The sequence below is a fragment of the Anaplasma capra genome (assembly GCF_025628805.1).
Taxonomy (GTDB): domain Bacteria; phylum Pseudomonadota; class Alphaproteobacteria; order Rickettsiales; family Anaplasmataceae; genus Anaplasma; species Anaplasma capra.
In genome coordinates this window covers 1-26497 of sequence record NZ_JAOTBG010000015.1, presented here as the reverse complement: position 1 = coordinate 26497, position 26497 = coordinate 1, and the positions used below count along the sequence as shown (strand labels likewise).

General features: G+C 49.7%; 23 protein-coding genes and 2 tRNA genes. 17 read left to right on the top strand and 8 right to left on the bottom strand.

Annotation, left to right across the window (positions count from 1 at the left end):
* Nucleotides 1-255 precede the first annotated feature (255 nt).
* Genes OC187_RS04195 through OC187_RS04185 form a run of 3 tightly spaced genes read left to right on the top strand, consistent with a single transcriptional unit; the run spans nt 256 to nt 1488 of the window.
* Nucleotides 256-480: a F0F1 ATP synthase subunit C gene (locus OC187_RS04195; RefSeq protein ID WP_012880407.1), complete on the top strand. Its 225-nt coding sequence runs from the start codon at nt 256-258 to the stop codon at nt 478-480.
* Between the two features lie 4 nt (nt 481-484).
* Nucleotides 485-988, top strand: a complete 504-nt coding sequence (locus tag OC187_RS04190) for an ATP synthase subunit B family protein (RefSeq protein WP_262997681.1) — start codon at nt 485-487, stop codon at nt 986-988.
* Nucleotides 985-1488 (top strand): hypothetical protein, encoded by a 504-nt coding sequence (locus OC187_RS04185; RefSeq protein WP_262997682.1) that lies wholly within the window; start codon nt 985-987, stop codon nt 1486-1488. Before OC187_RS04190 ends, OC187_RS04185 begins: the two co-directional genes overlap by 4 nt.
* A gap of 179 nt (nt 1489-1667) precedes the next feature.
* Here OC187_RS04185 and ftsA read toward each other — a convergent pair whose 3' ends face one another.
* A complete protein-coding gene (gene ftsA / locus OC187_RS04180) occupies nt 1668-2888 on the bottom strand; it encodes a cell division protein FtsA (RefSeq protein WP_396124733.1) in 1221 nt (406 codons plus the stop codon).
* 74 nt (nt 2889-2962) lie between these two features.
* Nucleotides 2963-4450 (bottom strand): TrkH family potassium uptake protein, encoded by a 1488-nt coding sequence (locus OC187_RS04175; protein ID WP_262997684.1) that lies wholly within the window; start codon nt 4448-4450, stop codon nt 2963-2965.
* 224 nt (nt 4451-4674) lie between these two features.
* Between OC187_RS04175 and OC187_RS04170 the strand changes: the two genes are divergently transcribed.
* The 4 genes from OC187_RS04170 to secA all read left to right on the top strand — a co-directional run bounded on the left by OC187_RS04170 (nt 4675) and on the right by secA (nt 10806).
* Nucleotides 4675-4759, top strand: a tRNA-Ser gene (locus OC187_RS04170).
* A complete protein-coding gene (tilS, locus tag OC187_RS04165) occupies nt 4730-6130 on the top strand; it encodes a tRNA lysidine(34) synthetase TilS (protein WP_262997685.1) in 1401 nt (466 codons plus the stop codon). Before OC187_RS04170 ends, tilS begins: the two co-directional genes overlap by 30 nt.
* A 12-nt stretch (nt 6131-6142) precedes the next feature.
* The gene (gene ftsH, locus OC187_RS04160; protein ID WP_263008623.1) at nt 6143-7975 is read left to right on the top strand and encodes an ATP-dependent zinc metalloprotease FtsH; all 1833 of its coding nucleotides are present in this window, start codon (nt 6143-6145) and stop codon (nt 7973-7975) included.
* 212 nt (nt 7976-8187) lie between these two features.
* Complete coding sequence (gene secA, locus OC187_RS04155; RefSeq protein WP_262997687.1) at nt 8188-10806, top strand: preprotein translocase subunit SecA; 2619 nt, start codon at nt 8188-8190, stop codon at nt 10804-10806.
* A gap of 49 nt (nt 10807-10855) precedes the next feature.
* Here the strand turns inward: secA and OC187_RS04150 are convergent, their stop codons facing one another.
* The 4 genes from OC187_RS04150 to OC187_RS04135 all read right to left on the bottom strand — a co-directional run bounded on the left by OC187_RS04150 (nt 10856) and on the right by OC187_RS04135 (nt 13398).
* On the bottom strand, nt 10856-11521 hold the full coding sequence (locus OC187_RS04150) for a Tgt2/MlaC family protein (RefSeq protein ID WP_262997688.1): 666 nt from the start codon (nt 11519-11521) through the stop codon (nt 10856-10858).
* A 77-nt stretch (nt 11522-11598) separates the two neighbouring features.
* A complete protein-coding gene (locus tag OC187_RS04145; RefSeq protein ID WP_263008622.1) occupies nt 11599-12501 on the bottom strand; it encodes a cation diffusion facilitator family transporter in 903 nt (300 codons plus the stop codon).
* 20 nt (nt 12502-12521) lie between these two features.
* Nucleotides 12522-12594, bottom strand: a tRNA-Val gene (locus OC187_RS04140).
* A gap of 141 nt (nt 12595-12735) precedes the next feature.
* Complete coding sequence (locus tag OC187_RS04135; protein ID WP_263008621.1) at nt 12736-13398, bottom strand: heme exporter protein CcmB; 663 nt, start codon at nt 13396-13398, stop codon at nt 12736-12738.
* Between the two features lie 105 nt (nt 13399-13503).
* Here OC187_RS04135 and OC187_RS04130 point away from each other — a divergent pair, with 105 nt between their 5' ends.
* A complete protein-coding gene (locus OC187_RS04130; RefSeq protein ID WP_317619000.1) occupies nt 13504-13917 on the top strand; it encodes a TraR/DksA family transcriptional regulator in 414 nt (137 codons plus the stop codon).
* A gap of 99 nt (nt 13918-14016) precedes the next feature.
* Here the strand turns inward: OC187_RS04130 and bioD are convergent, their stop codons facing one another.
* Entirely contained in the window at nt 14017-14688 is a 672-nt protein-coding gene (bioD, locus tag OC187_RS04125) for a dethiobiotin synthase (RefSeq protein ID WP_262997692.1), read from the bottom strand.
* A 91-nt stretch (nt 14689-14779) separates the two neighbouring features.
* Here bioD and ftsY point away from each other — a divergent pair, with 91 nt between their 5' ends.
* The 4 genes from ftsY (at nt 14780) to OC187_RS04105 (ending at nt 21007) form a co-directional block, all read left to right on the top strand.
* Nucleotides 14780-15697 carry a signal recognition particle-docking protein FtsY gene (gene ftsY, locus OC187_RS04120; protein WP_262997693.1) on the top strand — a complete coding sequence of 306 codons (918 nt, stop codon included), beginning with the start codon at nt 14780-14782 and terminating at the stop codon, nt 15695-15697.
* A 284-nt stretch (nt 15698-15981) separates the two neighbouring features.
* Complete coding sequence (gene icd / locus OC187_RS04115) at nt 15982-17418, top strand: isocitrate dehydrogenase (protein WP_262997694.1); 1437 nt, start codon at nt 15982-15984, stop codon at nt 17416-17418.
* Between the two features lie 158 nt (nt 17419-17576).
* Nucleotides 17577-19337, top strand: a complete 1761-nt coding sequence (recJ, locus tag OC187_RS04110; RefSeq protein ID WP_396124734.1) for a single-stranded-DNA-specific exonuclease RecJ — start codon at nt 17577-17579, stop codon at nt 19335-19337.
* A gap of 416 nt (nt 19338-19753) precedes the next feature.
* A complete protein-coding gene (locus OC187_RS04105) occupies nt 19754-21007 on the top strand; it encodes a CCA tRNA nucleotidyltransferase (RefSeq protein WP_262997696.1) in 1254 nt (417 codons plus the stop codon).
* 97 nt (nt 21008-21104) lie between these two features.
* On the opposite strand, the gene ndk is transcribed toward OC187_RS04105, so the two are convergent.
* Complete coding sequence (ndk, locus tag OC187_RS04100; RefSeq protein ID WP_262997697.1) at nt 21105-21545, bottom strand: nucleoside-diphosphate kinase; 441 nt, start codon at nt 21543-21545, stop codon at nt 21105-21107.
* Between the two features lie 240 nt (nt 21546-21785).
* On the opposite strand from ndk, the gene OC187_RS04095 reads away from it, so the two are divergent.
* From OC187_RS04095 to OC187_RS04075, 5 genes are all read left to right on the top strand, one after another.
* Complete coding sequence (locus OC187_RS04095; RefSeq protein ID WP_262997698.1) at nt 21786-22349, top strand: helix-turn-helix domain-containing protein; 564 nt, start codon at nt 21786-21788, stop codon at nt 22347-22349.
* 376 nt (nt 22350-22725) lie between these two features.
* Nucleotides 22726-23808, top strand: coding sequence for a P44/Msp2 family outer membrane protein (locus OC187_RS04090; protein ID WP_263008620.1), 1083 nt, complete (start codon nt 22726-22728; stop codon nt 23806-23808).
* 229 nt (nt 23809-24037) lie between these two features.
* Complete coding sequence (locus OC187_RS04085; RefSeq protein WP_263008619.1) at nt 24038-24904, top strand: P44/Msp2 family outer membrane protein; 867 nt, start codon at nt 24038-24040, stop codon at nt 24902-24904.
* Nucleotides 24905-24927: 23 nt separating this feature from the next.
* Nucleotides 24928-25851 carry a P44/Msp2 family outer membrane protein gene (locus OC187_RS04080; protein WP_263008618.1) on the top strand — a complete coding sequence of 308 codons (924 nt, stop codon included), beginning with the start codon at nt 24928-24930 and terminating at the stop codon, nt 25849-25851.
* Between the two features lie 372 nt (nt 25852-26223).
* Nucleotides 26224-26497, top strand: a 274-nt coding sequence (locus tag OC187_RS04075) for a P44/Msp2 family outer membrane protein (RefSeq protein WP_263008617.1), incomplete at its 3' end; no start/stop codon positions are given.

Sequence of the window (26497 nt, the reverse complement as noted above, 5' to 3'; positions counted from 1 at the left end):
CCAGGTAGAGGTCAGAGTGCACCACAAAATCTGTGCAACGTAAAAAGTAATGGCTGGCTTCTGCACCATAAAAGCCCCGCTATGCTCCCACTATACCAGTGTGAGCATATAGTGTAAAAGTGACGCTGAAAAAACACTTGTGTATCTGCAGCGCATGCCCAGCAGATCCCGCGCAACTTGGCAGCCAATTACTAATTGACTTAGAACCGCAAGCTCTTATAATCGTAGGGTTGAAGTTTGCACTGGTGGTGGTTTATGGACTCCTTGAGGTTTGTGGCTGTGGGGCTGAGTGTCCTGGGTATGGTGGCGTCCGCGCTCGGCGTTGCAGCTGTTTTTTCAGCTATGCTCAACGGCATCGCTCGCAATCCGGAGACGGAGGACAAGCTTAAGAAGTACGTTTATACTGGTGCTGCCCTGGTTGAAGCCATGGGCTTGTTTTCGTTCTTACTAGCGTTGCTTCTGATATTCGTAGCCGGATGACCACATGGGTGCCGTGCCCCAGTTGGATTTTTCAACGTATCCTTCGCAGGTGTTTTGGTTCGCCTGTGCGTTTCTCTTGCTGTATCTCGCAGTGAGGTGGGCTGTTCCCAGGATCGAGAGTGCAATAGGTAGGAGGCATGCGGCAGCTAGTAGGTCCCTGGAGAGCGCGTCGGACGTTTGCAGGGCCATAGAGCTCAGGCTGCATGAGCAGCGTAAGGCTCTTGACAACGCGGATCTCAGGGCCAGAGATATGGTAAAGAAAGCGCTTGCCGAGGTCGCGTCGGGAATTGAGGAAGCTCGCTTTCTGCTTGATGAGGAAGTGGAAGCTATCTTGAAGGAAACTAGGAAGCGCGCAGAGGAGCTGGAGCGTAATGCTCGTGGTGAATTGATTGACCTTTCTGCGGAGGTTGCGTTCATGTACTACACAAAGATACGGGGCCGCTGTGGGGAGAAGAAGAGGACCAGGCTGAAAGGGCTGGCGTCCAGATTATACGAGGGAGAGTTATGACTATAAGTACCCATTTGATAGCTGATCTTGCTTTCTGCGTAGGGTTCGCGTTGGCCTTTAACCCCACACGTAAGTTTGTGCAGCGGTTTTTGTCCGAGCGCTCAGACGCGGCAGGCAGTGTCGTGAGAAAATCTACTAATTTAGAGAGCATGCTGGAGTCCATGCTTTTGAGCGTGTCTAGGAAGGAGCACGAGGTCGATCTTGCAGTAAGCGAAATGCTCAGAAGATCCGAGGAGCAGTACAGAACAATAATACAGAATGGAAAAAAAGAAATAGAGGAAATGCTTGAGACCCAAATAAACCTGGCTGCTGAGCGGGTCGCACTCGAAGTCGACAATTTCGTTAAAGCCCTCAGGTTAGCCGCAGTTGATGCGGCTTCTGGAGCTGCTAGGAGCCTGCTCAGAGATGAGCTAGAGGGTAAGGAACGCGGCGACGGCGGTAGTGGCGATGTCGCACCTTCACCTGAGCATGATGACGATATAGTAAAGAAGTTGCACTAAGCAGTCTTTGCGGTAGGAGAGCGCACAAACTTCAGGCGCACTTGCCTTGCGTAGCCTGTCTGGATTGGAGGCGCTCCTGCGGCGTTGGGCGTTGCTAACAACATGTTGTAGCCAGATCCAAAGAGCCGCAGACACGTGCAGGTGCTCCCCCAGAAGCCGCCCCGTATCTGGCTTTTAGGTTAGACTTCGCTCTTGTCGGCAATCCACCTCAGTATCCTCCGTATTTTCCCATACGATGAGCTACGCGCCCTGTTGATCCCTCTGTAGAAGCTGTTAACCACCAACAAAGCTGTACCAACTGCAGCGGAGAATATAGGGTTTCTGTCATATTCTTTACTCATACCATTAATGTGCACAGGCACACCTATCCTAACCTGTTTGTTTAGGACATAGTTGGTAATTTCCCGGATACTAGCCAAATTGCTGCATCCCCCAGTTATCACTACTTTATTGATCACATGCTGTTGTTTGCCAATTTCCTGTCTCACTAGTTCTAGTATCTCCTCTATTCTCGGGCGAATAATACTAGCCAGATCAGATTTCATAACAGAGCGCCTGTCCCCATCATCAGTTTCAGTTTCTATGGCGTAATTTTTGTCTGCAGAAGTGAGTATTATGTTCCCGTGCAAGATCTTGATCCTTTCGGCATCTCTAACACTCGTGCATAGACCATAAGCCATATCCCTGGTCACGTGCACTCCCCCCAAAGGAATGGTGCTCGCATACACAAATTTGCCTTTGTCGAACAGACCTATGGAAGTGTAATTTCCCCCTATGTCTAAAATCATGGTACCCATTTCTCTTTCGTCTTCGGTGAGACACGCCAACCCAGACACGTAGGGTTCCGCAACGCACCCACCCATGCTTATGTTGTTATTCGTTATGCAATTCTCTATATTCAGCAGCGCGAGTTTCGAAGCAGTGACCACATGCATGTCTGCACGTAACCTGCTGCCATAGAGCCCCTTTAGCTCTGTAACATCTTTAAGATCGTCTAAATGGTAGGCTACAGGAACATTATGTACCACTATGTCATCGCCAGAGAATTTTTCATAAGTCTGAAGCATGATCCTACGTATATCACGATCGGATATCTCGTGAACTGTAGAGTTCATTTCATTCGAGACGTTATGCGACGAAATGTTGCACCCAGATATACTGACGTACACCTGGTTCATAGTATGCTCAGACACCTGTTCTGCAGCATCTATACTTGACAATATTGAGTAGCCTGCGTGCTGTTTGTTGGTGATTGCCCCACCATGTATCCCGTCAGCAGCTTTGTACCCCACTCCTATAACTTCAGGCTCACCATCGTTGTGTACCTTCACAGCGAGACACACCATTTTCGTAGAGCCCATATCCAAAACTGCAAACACGCCCTTCCTGGGCTCTGTCATAACAGCGGAGTGCAACACAACACGATACCCTTCTACTCTCTTCCACCGTGGAGAAATCTATGCAAAGTCTCGGTTCATCTTATATGGTTATCGAAACATAGCAAGCATTTTCGCGCCCTCTCCCTGATGCGAGACAATCGCCCTGCGCTGCTTTGCAACAAGGAAAATAAAAGCGCTACTGGGACAAGTTCTAGCCTACCAATGAGCATGAGTACGATTAATACGGATTTAACTGTAGTGGACAAAGAAGCATACGTACCAATCGGCCCTATGACCTCCCCTACGCCCGGACCAGTATTCGAGAGCGTGGCAGAGACTGACGTCACAATTGTTGCAAAATCGTCTCTGTCCCAAGAGACGAGAATGCATGCAACGCAGAACACGAAAACATAAACAAAGAAAAATGCACCTACTTCGGGAAGTAGCGCCTCTTCTCGCAACAATTTTGTGGCCAGTTCAGTGGTATGGCCCCGTGAGAGTATACCTCTGACATGAGCGTACCCACAACGTATCAGGATTACAACTCGATATATCTTGAGCCCGCTGTTTGTGGAGCCAGAACACCCCCCGCATAAAGTTAGAATCGTGCACAAAGTTGCCAAGAAGCCCCATGCACTGTAATCGCAGTTAACAAATCCGGTAGACGTTGCAAGCGAAACCAACTGAAAAGTCGTGCTCCTCAGCACAGATAGAAAGTCTGCACCCACAAAAGTGCCCTTGCTGTAGAGGTTAATAGCCACCAGTAGAGAAAACACAGCCATCATGCACACAAAAACTGCAAACTGCCCGAATTGGAACCTCCCATCAAAAATAAGACCCAAGTATGCTACGAACGGGCAAGAGGATAAAAGCATGAAAACTATGGCAATAACCTCAACTGCAGCACTGTTAAAGTATCCCAGTGAAGAGTCGTAATTGGCGAAACCGCCGGTAGAGACCGTGCTCATTGCATGGCACAGTGCATCAAACACGGACATGCCCACTACCCTGTAGGCAAGTGCACACATTACAAGTAAAACAACATATAAACAGGTTATACATAGAACCGTACCGAAATTGCCGAACTTGTATTGCCTGGCCGAAGCAGACTCCGTACCGTAAACATCCCTTAGACCGACAACCTTCAAAAACGGCAACAGCAACATTCCAACGGCTACCACTCCCAGCCCCCCAATGAAGTTCAGCATGGCGCGCCACAACAGTATTCCCGATGACTTATCAGGGAGATTAGACAGTACAGTAGCTCCAGTAGTGGTGAGCCCCGACATCGCTTCAAAAAGCGCGTCAATATACGACAGCTGCGTTGTGCTGGAAACAACAAAGGGTATCGCAGCCAACATGGGTAGCATAACCCATATTGCGCAGACCAGGTACACGGCTTCACGCCTTCCTATACGGCCGGACTTTCCGTTAAGCAAGCACGCAATCCCGACAACGACGCACACAAAAAGGGCAAAAGCAAACCCTGCCCAATCTCCCTCTCTCGTGTAAGCATCCACAGCTATTGGAATCAAAAAAAAGAACGCAAACAGCGCAGCAAACGCGCCCTGGACAAAAACCATAGCGCGCCAATTCATCTGATCGCTATTCCCCCTACTTGTGCGCACACCAAAAAAACAGTTGGAATATCAGCGCAGCGTTTTAGCACAAATGTCGTGTGTAAGGCAAGCACTTTAGAACTGCGTGTTGCCCGTGCTGCTACCAACAACACAAACGTGCATATGCAGGATAGTGGCGCATAGACCAAATTTGTGCGTTGCACGCTTTTTTCTGCTACAATCAGCGTGGAGAGATGGCTGAGTGGTCGAAAGCGCGCGCTTGGAGGGCGTGTACACAGCAATGTGTCGGGGGTTCGAATCCCCCTCTTTCCGCGTTTTAAACTTCATGGAACAACAAAGTTGGAGTCTAAAGTCCTAACAAAGCTTAGCAGCCTGGATTTGGGCAATAACTATGCGATTGCCGTATCTGGGGGCGTGGATAGCATGGTGTTGCTCAATCTCGTCTGCGCGTTTCACAGGAAAGAAGTTAGTGGTTTCCCCACCGTATTAACAGTAAACCACGGATTCCGCGCTGAAGCCGAAGATGAAACACATTTTGTACAAGAACATGCCTCAAAACTGGGAATGGACTGTGAAATACTCACATGGGGAAGGCGACGTATACTTAGCAAATCCCAGGAAGTTGCCAGAGAAATTCGATATAGCCTGTTACACCAGTGGTGCGTAGAGCATTCAGTCAAATTTTTACTGACCGCGCATAATAAAAGCGATCAGGCAGAAACTGTGCTGATAAACTTGGAGCGCGGAAGCGGTATAGATGGGCTGTCTGGTATGCACGAGCGGTCTGTTTTTGGGAATATTACAATTTGCAGACCCCTTTTGGATTTCACAAGGCAGCAAATCTTGGAGTACGCAATACAAAAGCAGCTGTCTTGGGTCGAAGATCCGAGCAATAGGAATCCAAACTACAGAAGAACGTTCTTTAGGAACTTCATAGCAGACAGCGATGATCCTGGAATCATTGTGGATAGGCTGTGCAGGACTGCGTCACACATGCACAGGGCCCTTTCGTGCATTTTACACTATGTGCAGTCTTCACTTGATCATTGCCTGGAATTTAGCCCCCTAGGCTTCATAACCGTGAAATCACAGGCATTCTGCAGTGTACCAGAGGAGGTTGCATCCAGATTACTACTGCTGTCACTAATGGCCATGGGTGGGAAGGACTGTAAGCCGAGATACTCGTCCTTTTGGCCCATATTCACAAAAATGTGGCGGGAAGGGGATTTGACTCCGTGTACAATACATGGGTGCAAGATACGCAAAGACCCAAACGGTAATTTTGCAATATTACGGGAAGTAGCGCATATACGCCGCAAGGCTGAGGTTCGTACAATTGGTGAAACCATGCAGTGGGATCACAGATTCTCCATAAGGGTGGTGGGAGTGCACGACTCTTCAGTTACAAACGGCGTGCCGCATGGTTCAGGCCAAGCGTTAGGCGCACCCAGTACACAACACGGCTTGCACATAGAACCGTTGGGAGACAGGCTATCACCGGAACATCTCAGGCATATTAACAGAGATATCGCATGTAGTTTCCCAGTGCTGGTTCACAGAGACAAAGTTCTTGCGTACCCCTGGCAAAATCATAATATAAAGGTTGTTCCTGTTATCAACGTGGAAGAAGTTCTGGTCAGGAGGGGCGTGGTTAACCTAATTTGTAATCAGCTTTATCAGTAGAGGTCGCTAGTCATGAACTTTAGAAAAGTGGCCGAGGGGTTGGTTGTTTGGTCAGCAGTCATAGCCCTCACTGCAGTGCTCTACACCCAGTTTAGCGACAAGATAACAGGCAATAAGGAGCTGCGCGTGCCCTTCTCCGAGTTTCTGGTGAAACTAGATTCGGGTGAGGTGGAGCACGTCAACATAACGGAGCGCGAAATATCTGGGAAATTGCGTGATGGCACGCGATTTAGAACCGGGGGAGTCATTTATGACAGCCTTATCAAGACCCTACACGCCCAGAAAGTAACTTTTGAATTCTCATCCGGAGAAACAATACTCGGCATACTGGGAAGCCTGCTGATCTCGTGTTTACCCATGCTATCCTTGGTAGTGATATGGTGTATTTTCCTCAAGCAAATTCAGGTTGGGGGCAATCGCACCATGAGCTTTAGCAAGTCCCGCGCCAGGTTAATGACTGATAACCGCGGCAAAGTCACATTTGAAGACGTTGCAGGAATTGATGAAGCAAAGGAAGAGCTGGTAGAGATAGTCGACTTCCTCAAACACAGGCAGAAATTTCAAAAACTGGGAGGAAGGATTCCCAAAGGTTGTCTTCTTATAGGACCGCCGGGAACAGGTAAGACGTTACTGGCCCGCGCCATTGCCGGAGAAGCTAGCGTGCCCTTTTTCAGTATTTCTGGATCCGACTTTGTGGAGATGTTTGTTGGTGTGGGTGCCAGCAGAGTTCGAGACATGTTTGAGCAGGGCAAGAAGAACGCGCCGTGCATAATATTTGTGGACGAGATAGACGCCGTGGGCAGGCACCGTGGTATAGGTTTGGGTGGGGGAAATGACGAGCGCGAACAGACATTGAACCAGCTTCTGGTGGAAATGGATGGTTTCGAGTCTAATGACGGTGTGATCATCATAGCTGCAACCAACCGCCCGGACGTTTTGGATCCCGCGCTACTGAGGCCGGGCAGGTTTGACAGGCAGGTTACCATATCCATCCCAGACATAAACGGTCGGGAGAAGATCATCAATGTGCATGCGAAAAAGGTGCCCATGGCTCCAGATGTTGATGTGCGGGTAGTAGCTAGGGGTACGCCGGGGTTCTCTGGTGCAGATCTTGCAAACCTGGTCAACGAAGCGGCGCTAATCGCCGCTAGATTGAATAAGAAGATAGTCACCATGAGCGACTTTGAATACGCGAGAGACAAAGTAATGATGGGCGCGGAGAGAAAATCAATGATAATGACTGAGGAGGAGCGCCGCCTGACCGCATATCATGAGGCTGGTCACGCAGTGACGGCGTTCCACAACCCAGCTTCTGATCCTATACACAAGGCTACCATCATACCCAGAGGCAGAACCTTGGGCCTGGTGATGCGCCTACCAGAAACTGATAGGGTGTCCCACACAAGGGAAAAAATGTTGGCAGATCTCGTAGTAGCCATGGGGGGCAGAGCCGCAGAGGAATTAATATTCGGGTATAGCAAAGTGACGAGTGGCGCATCTTCAGATATAAAGCAGGCAACAGACCTGGCAAGATCTATGGTCATGAAGTGGGGCATGAGCGACAGCGTAGGACCGCTATACCACAGCGATGACCGTGGGGAACAGATCTCTGAAAATATGGCAAATTTGATAGACGAAGAGGTGAAGTCTATAGTGTCAAAAGCGCTTGAAGAAGCTAGGGCTACTTTGGAGAAGCACGTAGATTCCTTACATGTAATCGCGGAAAACCTTCTAGAGTTCGAAACACTCACTGGGGATGAGATCACAGACTTGATGTCTGGTAAAAAACTGACCAGGGACGAGCGAGACACCAAACCTGTAAAGCGTGCCTTCGTACCCGACTGACACCTCCGGCACTGTTTTCCCATCGAGCTTGGGACTCAGTTCTCGGTATCGTTCAGTGATTGACGCGTGCTCGCGCACCAAGCTTTGGATCCCTGCCTTACCGGGGCTAACACGCTGGCAGGCAGCGCCAGCACGCTTTCGTCAATTCTGTTGTGCGATACCCAGCTTGGGCATATAATGCACCCTCCGGTACTATATACGTAGTAGTCCCTATGTTGAGCATAGCAAAGCGGGTGTTCTGGCCGTACGGCTACAGGTCCGGCGTGGCCCCATTTCACAAGATCGTCAAGGGTATTAACGCAATGGAAGAGGAAGTGTCTGCGCTCTCAGACAGTGAGCTCTTTTCCAAAACCGGTCACTTCAAGGAAATGCTGGCCGATGGAAAAACCCTTGAAGACCTCTTAATCCCAGCATTTGCGGTAGTGCGCGAAGCCGCACACAGGGTACTGAACATGCGCCATTTTGATGTGCAGCTAATTGGGGGAATAGCCCTGCACAGAGGCATGATTGCAGAGATGAAAACAGGAGAAGGCAAAACTCTGGTAGCGACTCTCGCAGCGTATTTGGGCGCACTAGAAGGCGCTGGCGTACACGTGGTAACAGTAAATGACTACCTGGCAAAGCGTGACTGCGAGTGGATGGGTAACTTGTACCAGGCTTTGGGGGTGAGCGTGGGCTGTGTCACCGGTTCATCCTCGGACGAACAACGGAAGGCAGCCTACATGTGCGACGTGCTATATTCGACAAACAATGAGCTTGGGTTTGACTATCTGCGTGATAACATGAAATTCAGCAGGGATTCCATGGTGCAGCGGGGCTTTAATTATGCAATCCTGGATGAGGTCGACTCCATCCTCATAGATGAAGCCAGAACGCCGCTGATCATTTCCGGCCCGGTAGAGCGTGATAGCGCAATGTATAGTAGGATTGACTCGCTAGTAAGAAAGCTAGAGCCGGGGGATTATGAAGTTGAGGAAAAAAACAAGTCAGCTTTCCTGACAGAAGAGGGCACTGTCAAGGTCGAGAAAATGCTTTTGTCTATGGGGCTAATTCCTTCTGGATCCTCCCTGTATGATACAGAAAATATAGTGATGATGCACTATGTAAGCCAGGCCCTGCGTTCCCACAAGCTGTTTTCGGCGGACAAGGATTACATAGTAAGAAATGGCAACGTGGTCATAATTGACGAGTTTACTGGAAGAATGATGGAGGGGCGCCGATACTCGGACGGGCTACACCAGGCGCTAGAAGCAAAAGAGGGCCTTACCGTCAACAGCGAAAATCAAACTTTGGCCTCTACCACATTCCAAAATTACTTTCGCATGTATCGCCGGATTTCTGGCATGACTGGAACAGCAGAAACCGAAGCGGAGGAGTTCCTTGGAACGTACAATCTACAGGTAATGCAAATTCCAACCAACGTCCCTGTACGAAGAGTAGACATGGACGACGATATATATTGCACTGAAGAGGAAAAGTTCGAGGCGGTTATAGACTTCATAGTAGAATGTAATAAGCGCCTTCAACCCGCATTGGTGGGCACTATAAGCATCGAAAAATCCGAGCTTTTATCCAGTATGCTTACAAAGAGGGGCGTAAAACATTCCGTGCTTAACGCTCGGTACCATGAAAAGGAAGCGTATATAATTGCTCAAGCTGGAAGGCCCGGAGCCGTGACAATTGCAACCAATATGGCTGGCCGGGGAACGGATATACAGTTGGGTGGGAACCCAGAGATGCTTGCAAAAACTGAACTGTCGGGCACTATGTCTGACGAAGAGCGTAGCGCAAGGTATGATCAACTTGTGCAACAAGCAAAGGAGGATAGAGAAATAGTGGTTTCGGCCGGTGGCCTGTGTATTATCGGTACAGAGCGGCATGAAAGTCGTAGGATTGACAACCAGTTGCGGGGAAGGTCTGGGCGCCAGGGAGACCCGGGACTGTCTAAGTTTTTTCTTTCCCTAGAGGACGACCTGTTGAGGATTTTTGGCTCCGACAAGGTCAAGGGAATGTTGAAAAAACTTGGTATGAAAAGGGGGGAGGCAGTACAACACAGGTGGATCAGCAAGGCAATAGAGCGTGCCCAAAAGAAGGTTGAAGCCAGAAATTACGATATCCGCAAGTCTCTCCTCCGCTTTGATGACGTGATAAACGAGCAGCGTAGGGTCGTATTCGAGCAGCGCAACCAAGCACTGGATGGGGATTCTTACAACTTCTCGTTTATGTACCATAACGTGAATCACGATCTGGTATCACGCATCGTAAAAGACAAGTACTGCGATTTCAATGCAGAAACTTCCGAACCTCTGCTGTCAGAGGTAAGACGAATATACGGGGTAAGTCTAGAACCCGAAAAGCTATACGATTTAGAAACCAAAGAACAGGTAATTGACTGCCTTGACTCGTTCGCTAGTGAGTTACTTGCAAAGAAATCTGCAGAGTTTGTCCATAACGGAGAAAACCTATGGGATTTTGCAGCAAAGAGGGTCCTTATCACCTCTTTGGATAGCATGTGGATTGAGCACCTGTCAGCACTTGACAGCCTGAAGTGTGGTATCAATCTCCGTTCAATAGGGCAAAAAGACCCATTAAACGAATTCAAAATAGAGGCCTTTGTCATGCTTCAGCGCATGCTGTCCAAGTTTTATGAGAACGTAGTGCAGAAGCTATCACACATGAGATTTGAGTCAGAGGCTGACCATGCCGCACATCAGATGTTGAAAGTGGTGCGTGGGAGCGATACGCTGTTTCACGGGGTCTCCCGCAACGACAAGTGCCCGTGCGGATCTGGGAAGAAGTTTAAGCACTGTCATGGTACGTTGCGGCTCTGAGCGGAGTTAGCACAGGCTAGGTGGCCAAAAGCAGGGTAGATTCGTCTTATCAATGGGTAGCTCGACCAGATCGTGGTCTCAGGCCACCTATTGAATTCATTGGAGCCTTTTCATTTTCAAGCTCAAAGTGAGATATAGCCCCGTCTATCCCGCGTTTTTTGATGATATCATCAACTATTGACCTCTGAGTTATTGCAGTGCTAATGAAGTTATTGATCTTCATGTCGCATATCCCGAGTTTGCCATCATCAACAACATGGAATTCGATCACAATGAAGTCATCTCCGTGGCCCCTCTTCGCCAATCTCACCCTGACTGCGTAGGCATTGTCACCCACAGACCTCACAGACATTATTCTCATGAGGTGAAAAGCATGCTTACGCAGCTGCCTGATGTACACTCCTTTGATGTAACGTCCATATGTGCCAACAAACCTTTCACGCTGAGAGGAATCCGCAATTTTCCAGTGGCCACCCATGGTAAACTTTGCTATCCCGTTTAGATCAAGAACACCGCTGACAACTTCTTCAAGCAGCGCGTCAACGTCTTCGTCCCCTGATACTATGGAGTACACACGTGACTTCAGAGTTTCTATGAAGCCGCAAACTTCCGGGTGGTTGCTGCACGTGTCAAAGCGCGCAGTCGCCCCTACGAGTGACGCATAGGCAACGCACATAGCCACAACACGTACTATCATGGCGCGTCTTTCGTACATCTCGGACCCTTTGGAAGTATGCGCAATGCTACACCACCAGTCGTTATCTTAACATTAATTATTACTACACCAAAAAGCTAAGTTCGGCTAGCATCCGAACACTCTCCACATTCAACCTCTATAGTTATGTGGGATATGCCGAATTTTTCGCTCAGTAGCCTCTTTATTGACACCAAAAGCTCAGAGTGCCAGGAATCATCGCTCGACGAAGGGGCTTGCACCCTGACATGCATAGTCATGACTGGATAATCGGTGGTCAGAGACCACAAATGGATGTGATGCACATCAATAACAGTGGGCATGCTACTCAATATCAAGTTCTTGACTTCCTCTACGTCTATGTTTTCGGGTTTCCCCTCCAGCAAAATGTTACCCGAACTTTTGACCATCTTAAACGCGCTGAAGAGCATCAGAGCACTAACAAACACAGATAGTAGCGGGTCAACAATCTGCCACCCACTGAGCATGATTATCAGAGAAGATAGAATAGCCGCAACTGATCCCAGCAAGTCACCTATCACGTGCAGCACCGCACTCTTGATATTAAGGTTGTGCTCATCCTTCCTATAGAGAATGGCAAACACCGCTGAGTTTGCTACCAGACCCAATAGGGAGACCAGAAGCATAATTGGCCACCGCACCTCAACTGGGTACACAAACCTTTTTACAGATTCACAAACTATGAGGATCGCCATTACAAATAAGGAAATGCCATTGACAAACGCAGCCATAACTTGGAATCTGTGATATCCGTATGACCTGCACACGTCGGACTTTCTGACAGCCAATCTGTATGCCAACCAACTCAGCACAAGTGCTACGAAGTCTGTAAACATGTGCCCAGCATCCGAAAGCAAGGCAAGAGAGTGTGATGCCAGCCCCCCCGCAATCTCGGCTATCATTGCTACTGCAACTACAACTATGGAGAGCGACATTCTCCTATGCGTACGCGGGCAGAACTCACCATTGTGGCTGGACATACGCACGACCCTCTAAACGGTGGGTAATACTGGACTCGAACCAGTGGCCTCTTGCACGTCAAGCAAACGCTCTACCACCTGAGCTAATCACCCCTCTCAATATGATAGGCTATACCCAACAAAAGTCAATTCGCTATAGATCAGAATCTGGAACCAGTAGTCTCAATGACACAGCAAGCGGACTGGTGCATATCGCGGGAGCGCATCCACACCAGGGGCGCAGTTAAGGCAAGGCTAGTCTTTCTCCACAGCTAATCGGACCGCTGCTAACACAAAAAACACACTGATAGGTACCAAACATAGCACCCCGACACCCAGTAGAGCGGTCGCCTTGCTATAGGTAAGATCTATCATGCTCTCCAGACATAGGTGGAAACACACTACCACAGGCACAATCATGGGGAAGACCAAAACTTGTGCTGTGATTAGCCCTCTTTCCCCGCCCAAGACCAGTGCATGTCCCACAGCAGACACAAAATTGACAACCAGAAACCCGCCGCTTAGCACCAAACCTAGAACGGCTGCATAGTAAACGCTGCCCCCCAACACCAAAAGCTGCATAACCGCGGAAGCAAGGCTAATGGGAACTGCAACACACAGCCAATGTGCGAGTATCTTAAAAAACATAACGGTCTCCGGCAGTAAATTCTGCATCAACAACTGCTCAAGCACCCCGCTATGGTAGTCGTCCTCAAATGATGACCTTATGGATGCCTGCATTACCGACGCACCACACACCCAGAACAGGCACGGCATCACCCCATGCACAGACTCTGGAGGAAGCACAAATAGTGCGGTGCCTACAATCACAGCAAACAACAACACAACCTGTGCTGCGCCACTTCCACTGCAGGATATAACCTTAAGTTCGCGTGCCAATATACTTACATAGGACACGATAAGACACCCCATGCTGCCACCTAGCAGCATAGTAATACATCAAATGTTAATCAAGCATTCTTAGGATTTGTGTCTCAGTTATGCAAAACACCGGAGGGTGCCGTGTTGCCTAAGTATACCCTGGACGAGGAAGACGAAAACTACATGAATCCTAAGCAGCTGGACTACTTCAGAAACAAGCTTATAGCTTGGAAGCAAGCACTGCAGAAGGAATCCGAAGAAAAGGCTAAGGAAGTCCTACAATCCTGCGTGGATGCCGATCTTACTGACATGGCCACCAGGGAATATGAAACGGACTTAACTCTGCAAACATGCAACCGTAACGACGCTCTCACCGTAGAGATTGACAAAGCACTGCAGAGAATTGACGATGGCCTTTATGGATACTGTGAAGAAACCGGAGAAAAAATCGGAACAGCGAGACTCGAGGCAAATCCAGTTACTTTGTACTGTATCGAGGAACAGGAGAGACGCGAAAAGCAGCAAAAACTGTACAACGACAAGGAAGAGGACTGAGAAAGCCAACCGGAAATTGCACGTCCCTACGATGTGGCACGGGCGCGCAGGCATCGCAATTGGTCTTCCGTTACACGTACGACTTCACACAACATCTGCTCAGGCGCCATCACCTATAACAAAGCGCACTATTTCCGGTTGCACTCGCGTCCATTTTTCATGCTCGCCACCCACGTGACCCTGAACGTATGCTTTCTGCCCACAGTAGGAATCTAGGTACTCTACCAAATCGCTGCAGAAAGTATTTTCACCGGGATCCTTGAGCGTGACTATGATCTTGACTTGCATTCCGCGCAAAACCTCTAAAGCCGTAAGCGTATGGCTCACAGCTCCCAAATAAGGACTCACCACCAATATTACGGCTATGTCAAGATCTCTTATCAGGTCAATGCAGCTTTTTTGATCTGTCAGCGGGGACATCACTCCACCAATGCCCTCTATGAATACGCGCCCTGGTGCATCCCTGCAACTTTTTACGCAAAAGCCTAATATCTCCTCATAGTCAAGATCAATCCCCGACATCCTCGCCGCAACATTTGGAGCACGTGGATGCTTTAGCCTCCACGGCGAGGTTTTTTCCACATTTTCCTTGCTTGGATTACACCCCAGACTAGCAATGATTTGGAAAGTGTCACTACCCCCAGGATTATCCTCGCTCCAGCCGCTAACCACTGGCTTAATAGCTTGCACAGCTTCACCAATTCTTCTAAAATTCCAACATAGAGCTGTGGTAATGAAGGTTTTTCCCACATCGGTTCCGCAGGACGTCACGAAGTATGCTCGCATTGATTGGAGGCCTCCTGAAGTGCTATAGCGATGGTACCACGTGCGCCAGGAGTTTCAAACTATTAGGTCTGTGTTTATGGAGTGCGATCAGGGGTTTCTAGGTAGTTTCAAGGACAGCCTGCTAAAGACTTCTTCCATGCTTGATGCTGGGATCAGAAGGCTATTCCAGGGTGGCAGAAAGGTAGACCAAGAAACTTTGAAGGAATTGCTACACCTGCTTATATCAACAGATATGGGCCATGAGAGCGCAACTTTCTTTACTCAGAAGATAGCTGAAATGCAGTTCCGTGAGCCCAGCTATGAACAGGTGCGAGAGAAGCTGGCAGGCGAGATGGAAGCCTTCCTTGCGCGGGTTTCTGTTCCGATATCCATAGATCACAACCCCCAGGTAATAATGCTATGCGGCGTTAATGGCAGCGGCAAAACTACCACGGCTGCCAAGCTTGCACGCAAGTTCCAGCGAGAGGGAAAGTCCGTGCTTATTGGTGCGTGTGACACTTTCCGCGCCGCAGCGGTGAGCCAGCTCAAAATTTGGGCTGAAAGAATATCATGCCCTATCGTGGCAGGGGAACCCGGCGCTGACGCCGCAAGCATAGCCTATAAGGCAGTTGATCAGGCGATTTGCAACAAGATAGATGTGGTGCTAATAGACACCGCGGGGCGGCTGCACAACCACAAAAACTTGATGGAGGAGTTAGCAAAAGTGCGCCGCGTGGTAAGTAGGCATAGCGGGGAAGCACCACATAATACAATAGTAGTAATAGACGCCACAGTAGGGCAAAATGCGTTCTTGCAGGTTGAGGTTTTCTCAAGTTTCGTAGACGTCAACGGAATAATACTGACCAAGCTGGACGGCACAGCGAAGGGCGGCATAGTGCTGAGGATAACCCAAAAATACGGCATAAACCTACACGCTGTCGGAGTCGGTGAGGGGATAGATGACTTGAGAGATTTTTCTGCCCGGGAGTTTTCCAGAAGCCTTTTGGAGATTTAGCCCTGCAGCACTGTGGTGTGAGTCACAAGCTCTATTCCAAGCTGGTTCGCACTGTAGCAATGCACGAATCACAGTACCTGAGTGCTTTGATCACTGCATTCTATGCACGTCACAGTAATGCATGGGCGGCACCTTAGCATCTCTGTAGTGTGACCGAATAGGCAGAATTTAACCATCTGTGAAGACTGCCGCAATTGTTGGCCATGTTCGGGATGAAACGCATTTAATAATTTCCTATTTGAGCAATATTGGCTATACTTTGCACTCCTCGACTTTGGAGCCTTATGTCAGTACCTGTAACCGTGGCGTACGGAGATGGAATAGGCCCGGAGATCATGGAGGCCGTCTTGTTTATCCTAAAGGAGGCAAGAGCTGATATCTCCGTGGAAACCGTAGATATAGGCCACAGCCAGTACAAAAAGGAGTGGGTCTCTGGGATCGCCCCTTCCGCGTGGGAATCGATAAGCAGGACAAGGTTGCTTCTCAAGGCACCGACCATGACCCCTCAGGGTGGTGGACACAAGAGCTTGAACGTGGCACTGAGGCAGAGGCTCGGCCTCTATGTGAACGTGCGCCCCTGTGTTTCTTATTTCCCCGTTGTCGGCACAAGGCATCCGGACCTTGATGTAGTCATCATCCGAGAAAATGAGGAGGACACCTACAGCGGCATAGAGCACAGGCTGTCCGAAAATACTCACGAGTGCGTTAAAATCTCAACTAGGTCCGCTTCAGAAAAGATTTGCTCGTACGCTTTCAACTATGCCAGGGCCCACAACAGGAAGAAGGTTACCTGCTTCGTCAAAGACAACATAATGAAAATGACCGACGGAATACTGCATTCCTCCTTTGACAAAGTGGCAAAGAGCTATCCAGATATTGAGGCAAGTTATTACATAGTTGATATAGGCATGGCAAAAATAGCCAGCAACCCGGAAGATTTTGACGTTGTGGTAACAACAAACCTGTACGGAGATATTGTATCCGACATAGTGTCTCTATCTTCAGGGTCCATAGGGTTGACCGGCAGCGCAAATATAGGGGATTACTATGCCATGTTTGAGGCAGTGCACGGCTCAGCGCCCGACATAGCAGGGCAAAATATAGCAAACCCCTCTGGGTTGTTGAATGCTGCAGTGCAGATGTTAGTGCACATCGGCCAGTTAGATAAAGCTGGGCTGATTCGCAATGCATTCCTCAAAACCCTGGAAGATGGCGTACATACCGTAGATATATATAATGAGAAGACTAGCCTTCGTAAGGCCTCTACTACAGAATTTGCGCAGGCAGTGGTTGGCAACTTGGGCGCAGCGCCTCAGAGGCTAAAGGGCGCATCCACGGGCAAGGAGGTGTTGAGCACAGGCAGCCAGGGCTATGTTAGCAGCAATCCCAGACGGGTGTTGGTAGGCGTTGACGTCACAATACACTGGGATAGGGGCGCCGACATGAAGAAGTTGGTACAGTCCCTATCAGAGCTAAGTTCGGTGTTGAAGCTACAATTGGTATATGCTAAGGGTCTAGAATTGTGGCCCAAGGTGCCGTACTCCTACACTTATGTTGATCTCGTATCTTGCAGGTTTTACGCCGAAGATAAGGAGGAAGAGGGTGTTGATGGCCATGAGGTTGGCAATTTACTACTAAAAATGGAAAGCGCTGGTATAGACGCGGTAAAGATGGTGAAATTGTACCTATACGATGGTGGGCAGGGATTTTTCACTCCCTAGTCTCTGGTTCCGGGTGCAACGCACCAGGCTCGGGTTTGCTCATAGGTACATTGAGCATTCCCGAAAGTTGAGCTTCGTATAGACTCTGAAAGTCGCCACTACAGCTCAGAAAGTGGAGTGCAGTTTGTGGGTTTTTGAGGTTGGCAGTGCAGGACATAATGGATGCAAGGGAGGAGATTGAATACACAGGCATCCTTGGTACCACTTGGAAGGTTCACAACGTGTCCTACCGGGACGTGGCAGCGATTATGCAGCGGTTCAGACTCTGTGAAGTTGTGGCCAGGGCCTTAGCAACGCGGAATATCCCACTAGATGAAGTAAGTAACTTTTTATTCCCTACCCTGAAGCTGCTACTTCCGGACCCCTTCCATTTGCTGGACATGGACAAAGCCGTCACCAGGATACACGACGCAATACGCAACAAGGAGAGCATTGCGATTTTCGGAGACTATGACGTAGATGGAGCAACGTCTTCTGCCATGCTATGTCGGTATTTCCGTACGCTTGAAGTAAACACCAAAATCTACATCCCTGACCGTATAGAGGAGGGCTACGGACCAAGCGTTGCAGCAATGCTGAAGTTACGGAAAGAGGGATACAGTCTGTGCATAACCGTGGACTGCGGCACCCTGGCTCATGAACCTATACTGGCAGCACAGTCCTCCAACCTAGATGTTATCGTGGTCGACCACCATATTGGAATCAACACTCTGCCAAAGGCCGTAGCCGTTGTAAATCCAAACAGGTTAGACGAAGCGTCTGAGCATACATATCTCTCAGCAGCTGGCACATCTTTTCTGTTGTTGGTGGCACTACAAAAAACCCTGAGAGAAGCGGGGTTTTTTGCACATATAGACGAACCCGATCTCATGAACTACCTGGATCTTGTAGCATTGGGCACTGTTTGCGATGTGATGCCAATGGTAAAGCTTAACAGAGCGCTGGTTAAGCACGGACTCAGGGTAATATCCGCCCGAGGAAACACAGGACTCAGGACACTAGGAGATGCAATTGGCATAGAAGAAAGGGTAAGCGTCCACCATCTAGGTTTCAGCATAGGCCCACACATAAATGCAGGCGGGAGGATTGGTAACGCAAGCCTTGGGGCTCGCCTTCTGTCTTGTGATGACGAGAGCGAGTGCAGCAGGATATCCTCCATTCTGCTGAACCTAAATATTGAGAGAAAGGAGCTGGAAAAGAGCAGCTTGGAAGAGGCTGCGCACCAGGCAGAGCGCCTAGTTGCAGCAGGTAATAACATAATAATGGTCGCCGGAAACTGGCATGTGGGCGTTATAGGCATCGTGGCAAGTAGGCTGAAAGAAAGATTCCACCTACCATCAATAGTAATCTCACTAAACGGAGACATCGGAAAGGCAAGTGCCAGATCTGTTAGTGGCATAGACATAGGAGCAGCTGTACTCGCCGCAAAAATGGAACAGCTAGTAACTGAGGGCGGGGGACACGAAATGGCCGCCGGCTTCTCCATACATGTGGACAAGCTCGAAGCACTATATGAGTTTCTTTTACATAGATTCAAGGACTCCGACACGCAGAAAGTCTCACACGCATGCGGGATGCTGGCTGTCAGGGCAATTAACACCTCGCTGTGGAAAGAGCTTCAAATACTTGAACCATTCGGTCCGGGTAACCCCGAGCCAAGATTTATTCTGAAAAACGTGAAAATCCTAAAACCTGAGATCATGGGAGGCAACCACGTACGGTGCCTCATCTACGGCGATGATGCGAATGTGAGGGGCGTGTGCTTCAAGTGTGTAGGCACAGAACTCGGCACAGCCCTTTTGCAGCACAGGCAGCAAGTCCATCTACTAGGCAAAGTTAGTGTAAACCAGTGGCGAGGGAATGAGTACGTACAATTTATCATAGATGACTTGTCATTGCCACAACCGGGGAACAGCTAACCCAGGGCTATCCGCATGAAAAGCCAAATGTACGGTCTGCCCCACCTTGGGAACCCTGAGAGATGCCCCTAAAAAATTGCTGCAGCACGCAATTTCCAGAAACACCTTAGAGACATTCCACTAGAGGCTTAACACCCAGCTCAATCCGCAAGTTCATCCCAATTGCTACGTAATGAGCTAGCAGCAGTTGCTCGAGTGCACCACACTACCACTTCATGGCGCATAATAGCAACTCGCAGCAGTAGCAATCATATTACAAACACGTCAAGGTTGGCTGCGTGACATAAAAACTTGCTCAGCACCCAATATTTACTGCAGACCGCCGACAGGAACCGTATCGCGCTATCGAGGGAAAATCTTGTGTCTTTTGTACGGAAGTTTGCTAACATCAGTGAGAATTTTATGCAGCACAAGTGATGCTAAGCCGGCTTATATCTAATCACGGGATAGTGCGAATAGTGGAAGCCCTGGAAGGCTCCGGTGGGAATGCAAGGCTGGTTGGAGGCTGCGTACGTGACAGCATGATCGGCCGCGAGACAACAGACATTGACTTGGCCACTGATCTAATGCCCGACAGCGTAATCAAGACCCTGGAAAGCGTAGGCATAAGAACCATCCCCACAGGCATAAGACACGGCACCGTAACCGCGGTGGTGGACGGTACCCCATATGAAATCACAACCCTCAGACGCGACGTTGAGTGTGATGGCAGGCACGCAACTGTCGCGTTTACTAACAACTGGATGGAAGACGCTTCCAGAAGGGATTTCACATTCAATGCACTGTACTGTGACAAATATGGGAAAGTCTATGACTATTTCTCTGGTATGCGTGATTTAGCAAACAGAACAGTAGCCTTCATTGGAAATGCAGAGGCGCGCATCAGTGAGGATTTCTTGCGTATATTGAGGGTATTTCGTTTTCATGCTTCCATATGCAGTACAAGCCCACTGAGCGCGGAAATTATTGATCTTTGCAGTAAACACGCGAACAGCATTTCCAAGCTATCGAAAGAGCGTATTAGAAGCGAGTTTTTCAAGTTGTTAGCGTGCACAAACTGTGTTGCAACGCTGCAAATTATGAAGGAATGCGGGGTGCTGTCCCAGGTAGTGCCGCACCCAGTACACGTACACAGGCTGTCATGCGAATACTTGGCGGGTAGCACCCCCATCACAAAGCTAGCAGCCATCCTGAAGGGGGGTTTACACGCTGAGATGATAAACACTGCAGAGGAATTAGAAGTACTCCTGCGTTTGTCTAGAAAGGAAAAAAAGTTCCTGAAGATGTTACTGACAGTGGACCTACCCCTCCCACTCTCACCCACACAACAACAGAAATACCTAAACGATCTGGGTAAGGATGTATATGAAAGCCTGATAATAGTCAGCTTTCTGTGCAAGGAAACTCCCTGTGAAAGCGCGCTTTTAGAGCATTTAGAGTACGCAAAGCGATGTACGCCCCTCGTACTGCCAGTCTCTGGGAAGGATCTGGCTGAGTTGGGATATAAGGAAGGAAAATTACTAGGACACACCCTAAAAAGGTTAAAAGAGGTATGGGAACGCGACACCCAGAGTGTCACCAGGCAGCATCTGCTCCTACTGGCAAAACAGTTCTTGGAAGACCAACAGAAAGCAGTCCACAGTGGCACTGTTGATTCAAAAAAGGAATGATGTGTCCCACATTAAGAGACATAACAGCACCTACCGTACCGCAGGGTAACGCACACCACGGATTGCGAAAACCAGAAAGGTAAAACGCTCGGGCTGATTACTTTCCGCCGTGGGCGCTATCCATGATTTCGCACTCTGGGAAAAAGAATCCTATCTCTCTCACTGCGTTTTTGGGGCTGTCAGAACCGTGAACACAGTTGGCATCTATGCTTTCCGCCAAATCTCCCCTAATGGTGCCAGGAGCTGCATCACGGGGATTTGTAGCGCCCATCACGTCCCTATAAGTTTTTACCGCAGACTCACCAGCAAGCACCTGAATAACAACCGGCCCTGAGGTCATAAAGCCCACTAGACCTGGAAAAAACGGCCTCTCTTTGTGTTCTTCATAAAAGGCTTCCGCCTGCGCGTGTGACAGTGCACACATCCTTTGCGCAACAATACGCAACCCCGCCGCTTCTATGTAGGATATGACACGACCTATTATGCCGCGCTCAACGACATCAGGTTTAAGTATAGAGAGCGTTTTTTCGAATACCATAGCCCCTCCTAGAACGATTGCCGCATGCTAACACAAAACACAAACGCCAACAAGTGCGTAACGTGCTTTTCTTCGAACAGCCGGAAGATCTCTCATCAGGCTTTTTGTATATCTATTGATGATTTTATTTCCAATTTAGCATACTATTTACAGTTTTATTATTACAACTATACATTAAATAACTGTTGCATTAACATTATGTATGATTTATCCTAAGTTATCTGAGTAACATATGGGATAATGTTTATGACTTCTCGAACACAAAACCAAAGTTCCATACCCATAATTATCGAGGGCAAGGTCAAGCCCCACCCAGTAGACGAGTATGTCGGTAGGGAAATCAAGAAGCAGCGCATAATGAAGGGCATGAGCCAAAATCAGCTCGCAAGCAGATTGGGAATTACATTTCAGCAAGTACAAAAGTACGAAAAGGGCACTAACCGAATAGTGATCAGCAGGCTATATGAGCTTGCGAGAGTTCTGGGCATTGAAATCAAAGACCTGATTTCAAAGTTGCAGAATGACGTGCGATCTATCACCGATGGGAGCGAGATAGCAGATGCCTCACTTAGGGAAGGCGATGAGTCCTCGCTCGAAGAATTCAGCCACAACTACAACGACGGCAAAGAAATTCTTATGCTAGTAAGAGCATACCGTCGCATCAAGAGTGACAAAATGCGTGGCGCAATTCACACTCTGGTGAAGGTGATGTGTGCAGAACAGCACCGTGACGATTATGAGAATTCCGATGTAGATGCAGATCTGGACTATGCGCAAAATTCCGAGCCTGGTGCAGAAGATTAGGTAAAAACTCCACGCTGCTTAATGACGTGGAGCTGGCGTGCAAATTCTGAGCAGGTAGGTGAGAGCCGCGTGATAGCGCAACTTTCGAGTATGCTGCCCTCGCTTACCTGCAACCTTTGGTGAGCGGCCCAGCCATCTCTAGCGCGTACCGACCCCGTATAGTAGCGCACAGTACCTATTTGCGCACAGTTTCTACGCACAATCCTCACAATACCTATACCCCATACAGTATCCATATCCACCAACAGTATACATAATTGTAGTAGTATCAGTATGACAGCATTTAGGGTAGATCTGGGCACCTGGGACACGAAAGATGCGCTAATTGTTTAACAACTCCTTTAACGGAGAATGAGTATTGCCAAAATTCGGCCACATGCATTTTGACATGCTGCTGCAGTTCGCATATCTTGGGCCCGTGCGCTTTAGTGATTTAGACCAGTTTACCATGAAGAAGATCTGCGGCTTAGCTTGTGCTACACTGTGCCTGTTGTTTGTGCCTCGTGAAGTGCCGGCCTCGCCCAGGCCTGTTGATTTCTCCAGGAGCGAGGGATCAGCCGGCTTCTTCGCCAGCGCGCAGTACAAGTTCGCGATCCCTCACTTCGTGGATTTTGTGGTAGAAAACAAGGGGAGAGCGCTAGACACATTTGCTGTGAAGGAAAAGCAAAGCAGCGCTACCGGAAGGGAAGCAGCGGACGCTGGTGCTGATGCCACTGCTGCGGCCGCAACCGGGGGAGTGGACCTAGGCTCAGTAGACAGCTTTGAGGGGAAGTATTCCCCTGAGTATCTGCGAAGCACCAGATCTGGCTCCGTGTCTGCCGGGTATTCCGCGGGAAGCGTGCGGCTTGAGGTCGAGGGCATCTACCAGAACTTCCTCGTAGATGCGAGGAAATACGAAAGCGCCCCCGATAGCGCCTACAATTTTGCAGCCTCATCAAGAGATGAAAACAGCACCACTGTTGCTACGAGGCCTAAGGCGCCGTACTACGTTACCATGAAGAATAAAGAAGTTACTGTGTCCTCTCTGGTGGCCAACCTGTGCTATGACCTACTGCCTGAATCTTCCCAAGTTTCCCCCAGCGCGTGTATCGGTGCTGGCGGCAGCCTGGTCGAGTTTCTAGGCGTGACTGAGTTTAGGTGGGCATACCAAGCAAAGGTTGGGGTGCAGTATTTCGTATCTAGAAAAGCTGCTCTGTTCTCGTATGCCCACGCAGGAAGGGTGCATCCTAAAAAATTCGCGAACATACCCGTAGTACACCGGCAAGTTAAAAGTGCCGAGAGCACTGCCCAAGCGGGTGCTCCCGCTGCTGCCCGGGCACAGGGTGCTCCCACTACCCCAGCAGCACCCCAGGCGGCAGCACCGGCTGCTAGCAAGGAGTGGCCTGACCTGCTGTACCCGGAAGCGAGCCTTGGGCTCAACCATTTCGGAGTAGAATGCGGTATAAGGTTGATACTCTAGAGCTGCATAGCGGGGTTACCAACGCAATGTCAAGCCATCATACACTTGTAGTTGAGGGTAACGGGCTTGAATAAATCGTTAAGGTACATCATTTAGGTTGTAAAATATATCACCAGCTCTCTTGACTTAATTCTTTTTTAGTATACCTTATGGGTGTGTGGGTTGCACACGCCGCCCTCTTCTGTGCGCAGATGGGGTGGTTTTGAGTCGGTTTTTGAGATTGTTTTGTATGTCAATTCGCGGAAGAACCTGTTGTGGTGTCCTCGCGTGCGGCGCGCTGGTGGCGGCTTTTAGTGCATTTCACGCTGACACAGCGGGTGCGGATGCCAGCGGTTTTTATGTCGCGCTGGGTGGGGAGCTGGGTATGGCCAACTTCGGTCTTCCCTCTGTAAAAAGTTACGGGATGCCGGGCACGATGCTTGGAGTTGCCAAGGATCACAGTTCACTTGTCAAGTTCGCGGAGTTCGATCCCGCTGCACGGGTGCAGGGTGAGTTTAGCGTATTATACCGCCCTAAGTACAAGCGTAGTTTTGGTCTGCCTGGTGCGTTCGGGTACAGGTTTGGCTCCTTTAGGGTGCAGCTTGGCACCTATAGCAGCAGTTTCAGCGTAGACGACGGCGAGCATATTGTTAGCAGGCACGCTTCTTGGTTTGCGTTCCCGGTCAGAATTCCTGGTGACAAGACTATATCTAGGTATCACGTAGGAGAGGTCTCGGAAGTTGGTCTTAGTTCTATTGAGCTCAGTGCTTGTTACTCCGGCCTTGGGGTCGGCCATGAGACCGAGGGGAATTCTTTCAAGCTCTACTCCTGTTTGGGTGTCGGGGTTACATCCGTAGACTACTTCGGGTCACAGGGTTGCCTCGGGTTGTCGTGGAGCGGTAGGGCCGGAGCGGAGTATACTGTGAGTCCGCAGCTTTCTCTATTCGCCGAAGCATACTATCTGGGCGTGGGCACTAGGGAGCATGGTGGGCGGGTCTCAATGTTGCTACCCCTCACTGGAGGGGGCGTGTCCCCCGCTTCTGGTTTTCGTTCCATGCTTGATATAGGGTATTCCGGCAGTGTAACCGGGGTGAGATATACGTTCAGCAGTAGTTAGTGGGTTTTAAATCGGGTTTTTGTATGAGTCATAGAAGTTTGTTTGCGGTACCTTGCCTTATCTGCGCAGCGATGTCTACCACTGGAAGCGCGGCGACCCCTGGTTCCAGAAGTGTTGTTGCGGCTCCGTACAACACGGGAGGTGGTACGCTTTACGTTGCTACCCAGTACAAGCCGGCAATCCCTATGGTTCGCGGGTTCACCATGCGTGAGAGCAGTATTGCTCCCCCGAGCAGGCTTTTCGGACTTAAGCCCAGCGCGTCTGTACAGGCCGCCGAGCATGTCGGTGCGGGTGTGAGCGCTCCCCTGCTAGAGGCCTTACGTAGCGCGCAGAATCTTAGCTCAAACCACGTGCCTTCCTACGAGTCCAGCCTATACGGAGTTTCAGGCATTGTGGGTTACGCCAAAATGGGGGCGAGAGTCGAGTTAGAGGTTACATTTGAAGAATTTAAAGCTAAGAAGCTAGGGCAGTCTGCGCTGAAGGAAGGGCATGAGTACCTTATAATGGCGCGGGATGTCGGTAACAGCTCCCCCGGAGGGAGCTATGCCGTGTTTAGAAACCGTGCGATCTCCGCGGGTTCTGCTGTAGTTAGTGTGTGCCAGGATTTCCTCCCTGTCGGCGCTCCTGGGAGCACCGCACCATACGCATGTCTCGGTGGAGGCGCAGAGTTCCTTGACATCCTGGGCGTGGAAAATACACGCTTCACGTATCAGATCAAGGCCGGCACTACCTTCAACTTGCATCCCCGCGTAGGTGTTTTCGCAGCGGGTTACTACCGGGGAACTGTGGAGCGGGCGTTTAAGCCATCACCCGTAGTCATGGTTACCAACACATCTACCGCAAGTAGTGGTGAACAGCGGTCGCAATCCCTCTCATTCGTCCAGCCGGAGGGGAGTGCGGGGGTTCGGTACGCAGGCGTTGAGGTGGGTGTTAGGGTGTCGCTTTGAGAGATGAGGGGCTTATGTAGAGGGTGTAGTACGAGTCGCGGAGCGTCTTCCTCCTTAGATGGGGTTCCCTCCTCGGGAAGTATGTTCGTTCCCGCACTGTCACCCAGCTTTCTAGCTGCGGCGGTGGCCTGTCAGTCGTTGGGATTGCCACCGGGAGACGGCGGTGCATTGGGGGCCTCTGTATGTGGTGACGGTTTTTCGCGCGATCTCGGTGCTTGCACCGAGCGGGAGAGTGATTCTACCGCCGGCGCCACCGCTTGTAGCAGTCCCGAGCGAGGCTGGACGGCTAGGGTGGCGTAGGCGCGTGGCGAGTGGGACACGTGGTCTTCCGTGGCGTATGTGTTTTTATGATTTATTTAGGAGTTATGTTCTATGAGCGCTGTAAGTTATAGGAAGCTTTCTTTAGGAAGCGTGTTGGTGGCTCTGGTTGCGGTTGCACCGGTCCATCTTTCGGCTGCCCCAGTAGTTGGCGGCAGCGCAGGCACAGGTGAGAGCCTGTTCTCAGGTGCTGGAGCGGGGAGTTTCTATATAGGCCTCGACTACAGCCCAGCATTTGGCCGTATAAAGGACTTCAGGATCGGAGAAGCTGGGGGCACCACCAGGGGTATTTTCCCGTATAAGCGGGATGCCGTTGGTAGGATAGACT

Excerpts from the sequence above, each read along its gene's own strand:
- OC187_RS04195 (WP_012880407.1), top strand. The coding sequence starts at position 256 with ATGGACTCCTTGAGGTTTGTGGCTGTGGGGCTGAGTGTCCTGGGTATG.
- OC187_RS04190 (WP_262997681.1), top strand. The coding sequence starts at position 485 with ATGGGTGCCGTGCCCCAGTTGGATTTTTCAACGTATCCTTCGCAGGTG.
- OC187_RS04185 (WP_262997682.1), top strand. The coding sequence starts at position 985 with ATGACTATAAGTACCCATTTGATAGCTGATCTTGCTTTCTGCGTAGGG.
- ftsA (WP_396124733.1), bottom strand. The coding sequence starts at position 2,888 with ATGACAGAGCCCAGGAAGGGCGTGTTTGCAGTTTTGGATATGGGCTCT.
- OC187_RS04175 (WP_262997684.1), bottom strand. The coding sequence starts at position 4,450 with ATGGTTTTTGTCCAGGGCGCGTTTGCTGCGCTGTTTGCGTTCTTTTTT.
- ftsH (WP_263008623.1), top strand. The coding sequence starts at position 6,143 with ATGAACTTTAGAAAAGTGGCCGAGGGGTTGGTTGTTTGGTCAGCAGTC.
- secA (WP_262997687.1), top strand. The coding sequence starts at position 8,188 with ATGTTGAGCATAGCAAAGCGGGTGTTCTGGCCGTACGGCTACAGGTCC.
- OC187_RS04150 (WP_262997688.1), bottom strand. The coding sequence starts at position 11,521 with ATGTACGAAAGACGCGCCATGATAGTACGTGTTGTGGCTATGTGCGTT.
- OC187_RS04145 (WP_263008622.1), bottom strand. The coding sequence starts at position 12,501 with ATGTCCAGCCACAATGGTGAGTTCTGCCCGCGTACGCATAGGAGAATG.
- ftsY (WP_262997693.1), top strand. The coding sequence starts at position 14,780 with ATGGAGTGCGATCAGGGGTTTCTAGGTAGTTTCAAGGACAGCCTGCTA.
- icd (WP_262997694.1), top strand. The coding sequence starts at position 15,982 with ATGTCAGTACCTGTAACCGTGGCGTACGGAGATGGAATAGGCCCGGAG.
- recJ (WP_396124734.1), top strand. The coding sequence starts at position 17,577 with ATGGATGCAAGGGAGGAGATTGAATACACAGGCATCCTTGGTACCACT.
- OC187_RS04105 (WP_262997696.1), top strand. The coding sequence starts at position 19,754 with ATGCTAAGCCGGCTTATATCTAATCACGGGATAGTGCGAATAGTGGAA.
- ndk (WP_262997697.1), bottom strand. The coding sequence starts at position 21,545 with ATGGTATTCGAAAAAACGCTCTCTATACTTAAACCTGATGTCGTTGAG.
- OC187_RS04095 (WP_262997698.1), top strand. The coding sequence starts at position 21,786 with ATGTTTATGACTTCTCGAACACAAAACCAAAGTTCCATACCCATAATT.
- OC187_RS04090 (WP_263008620.1), top strand. The coding sequence starts at position 22,726 with ATGCATTTTGACATGCTGCTGCAGTTCGCATATCTTGGGCCCGTGCGC.
- OC187_RS04085 (WP_263008619.1), top strand. The coding sequence starts at position 24,038 with ATGTCAATTCGCGGAAGAACCTGTTGTGGTGTCCTCGCGTGCGGCGCG.
- OC187_RS04080 (WP_263008618.1), top strand. The coding sequence starts at position 24,928 with ATGAGTCATAGAAGTTTGTTTGCGGTACCTTGCCTTATCTGCGCAGCG.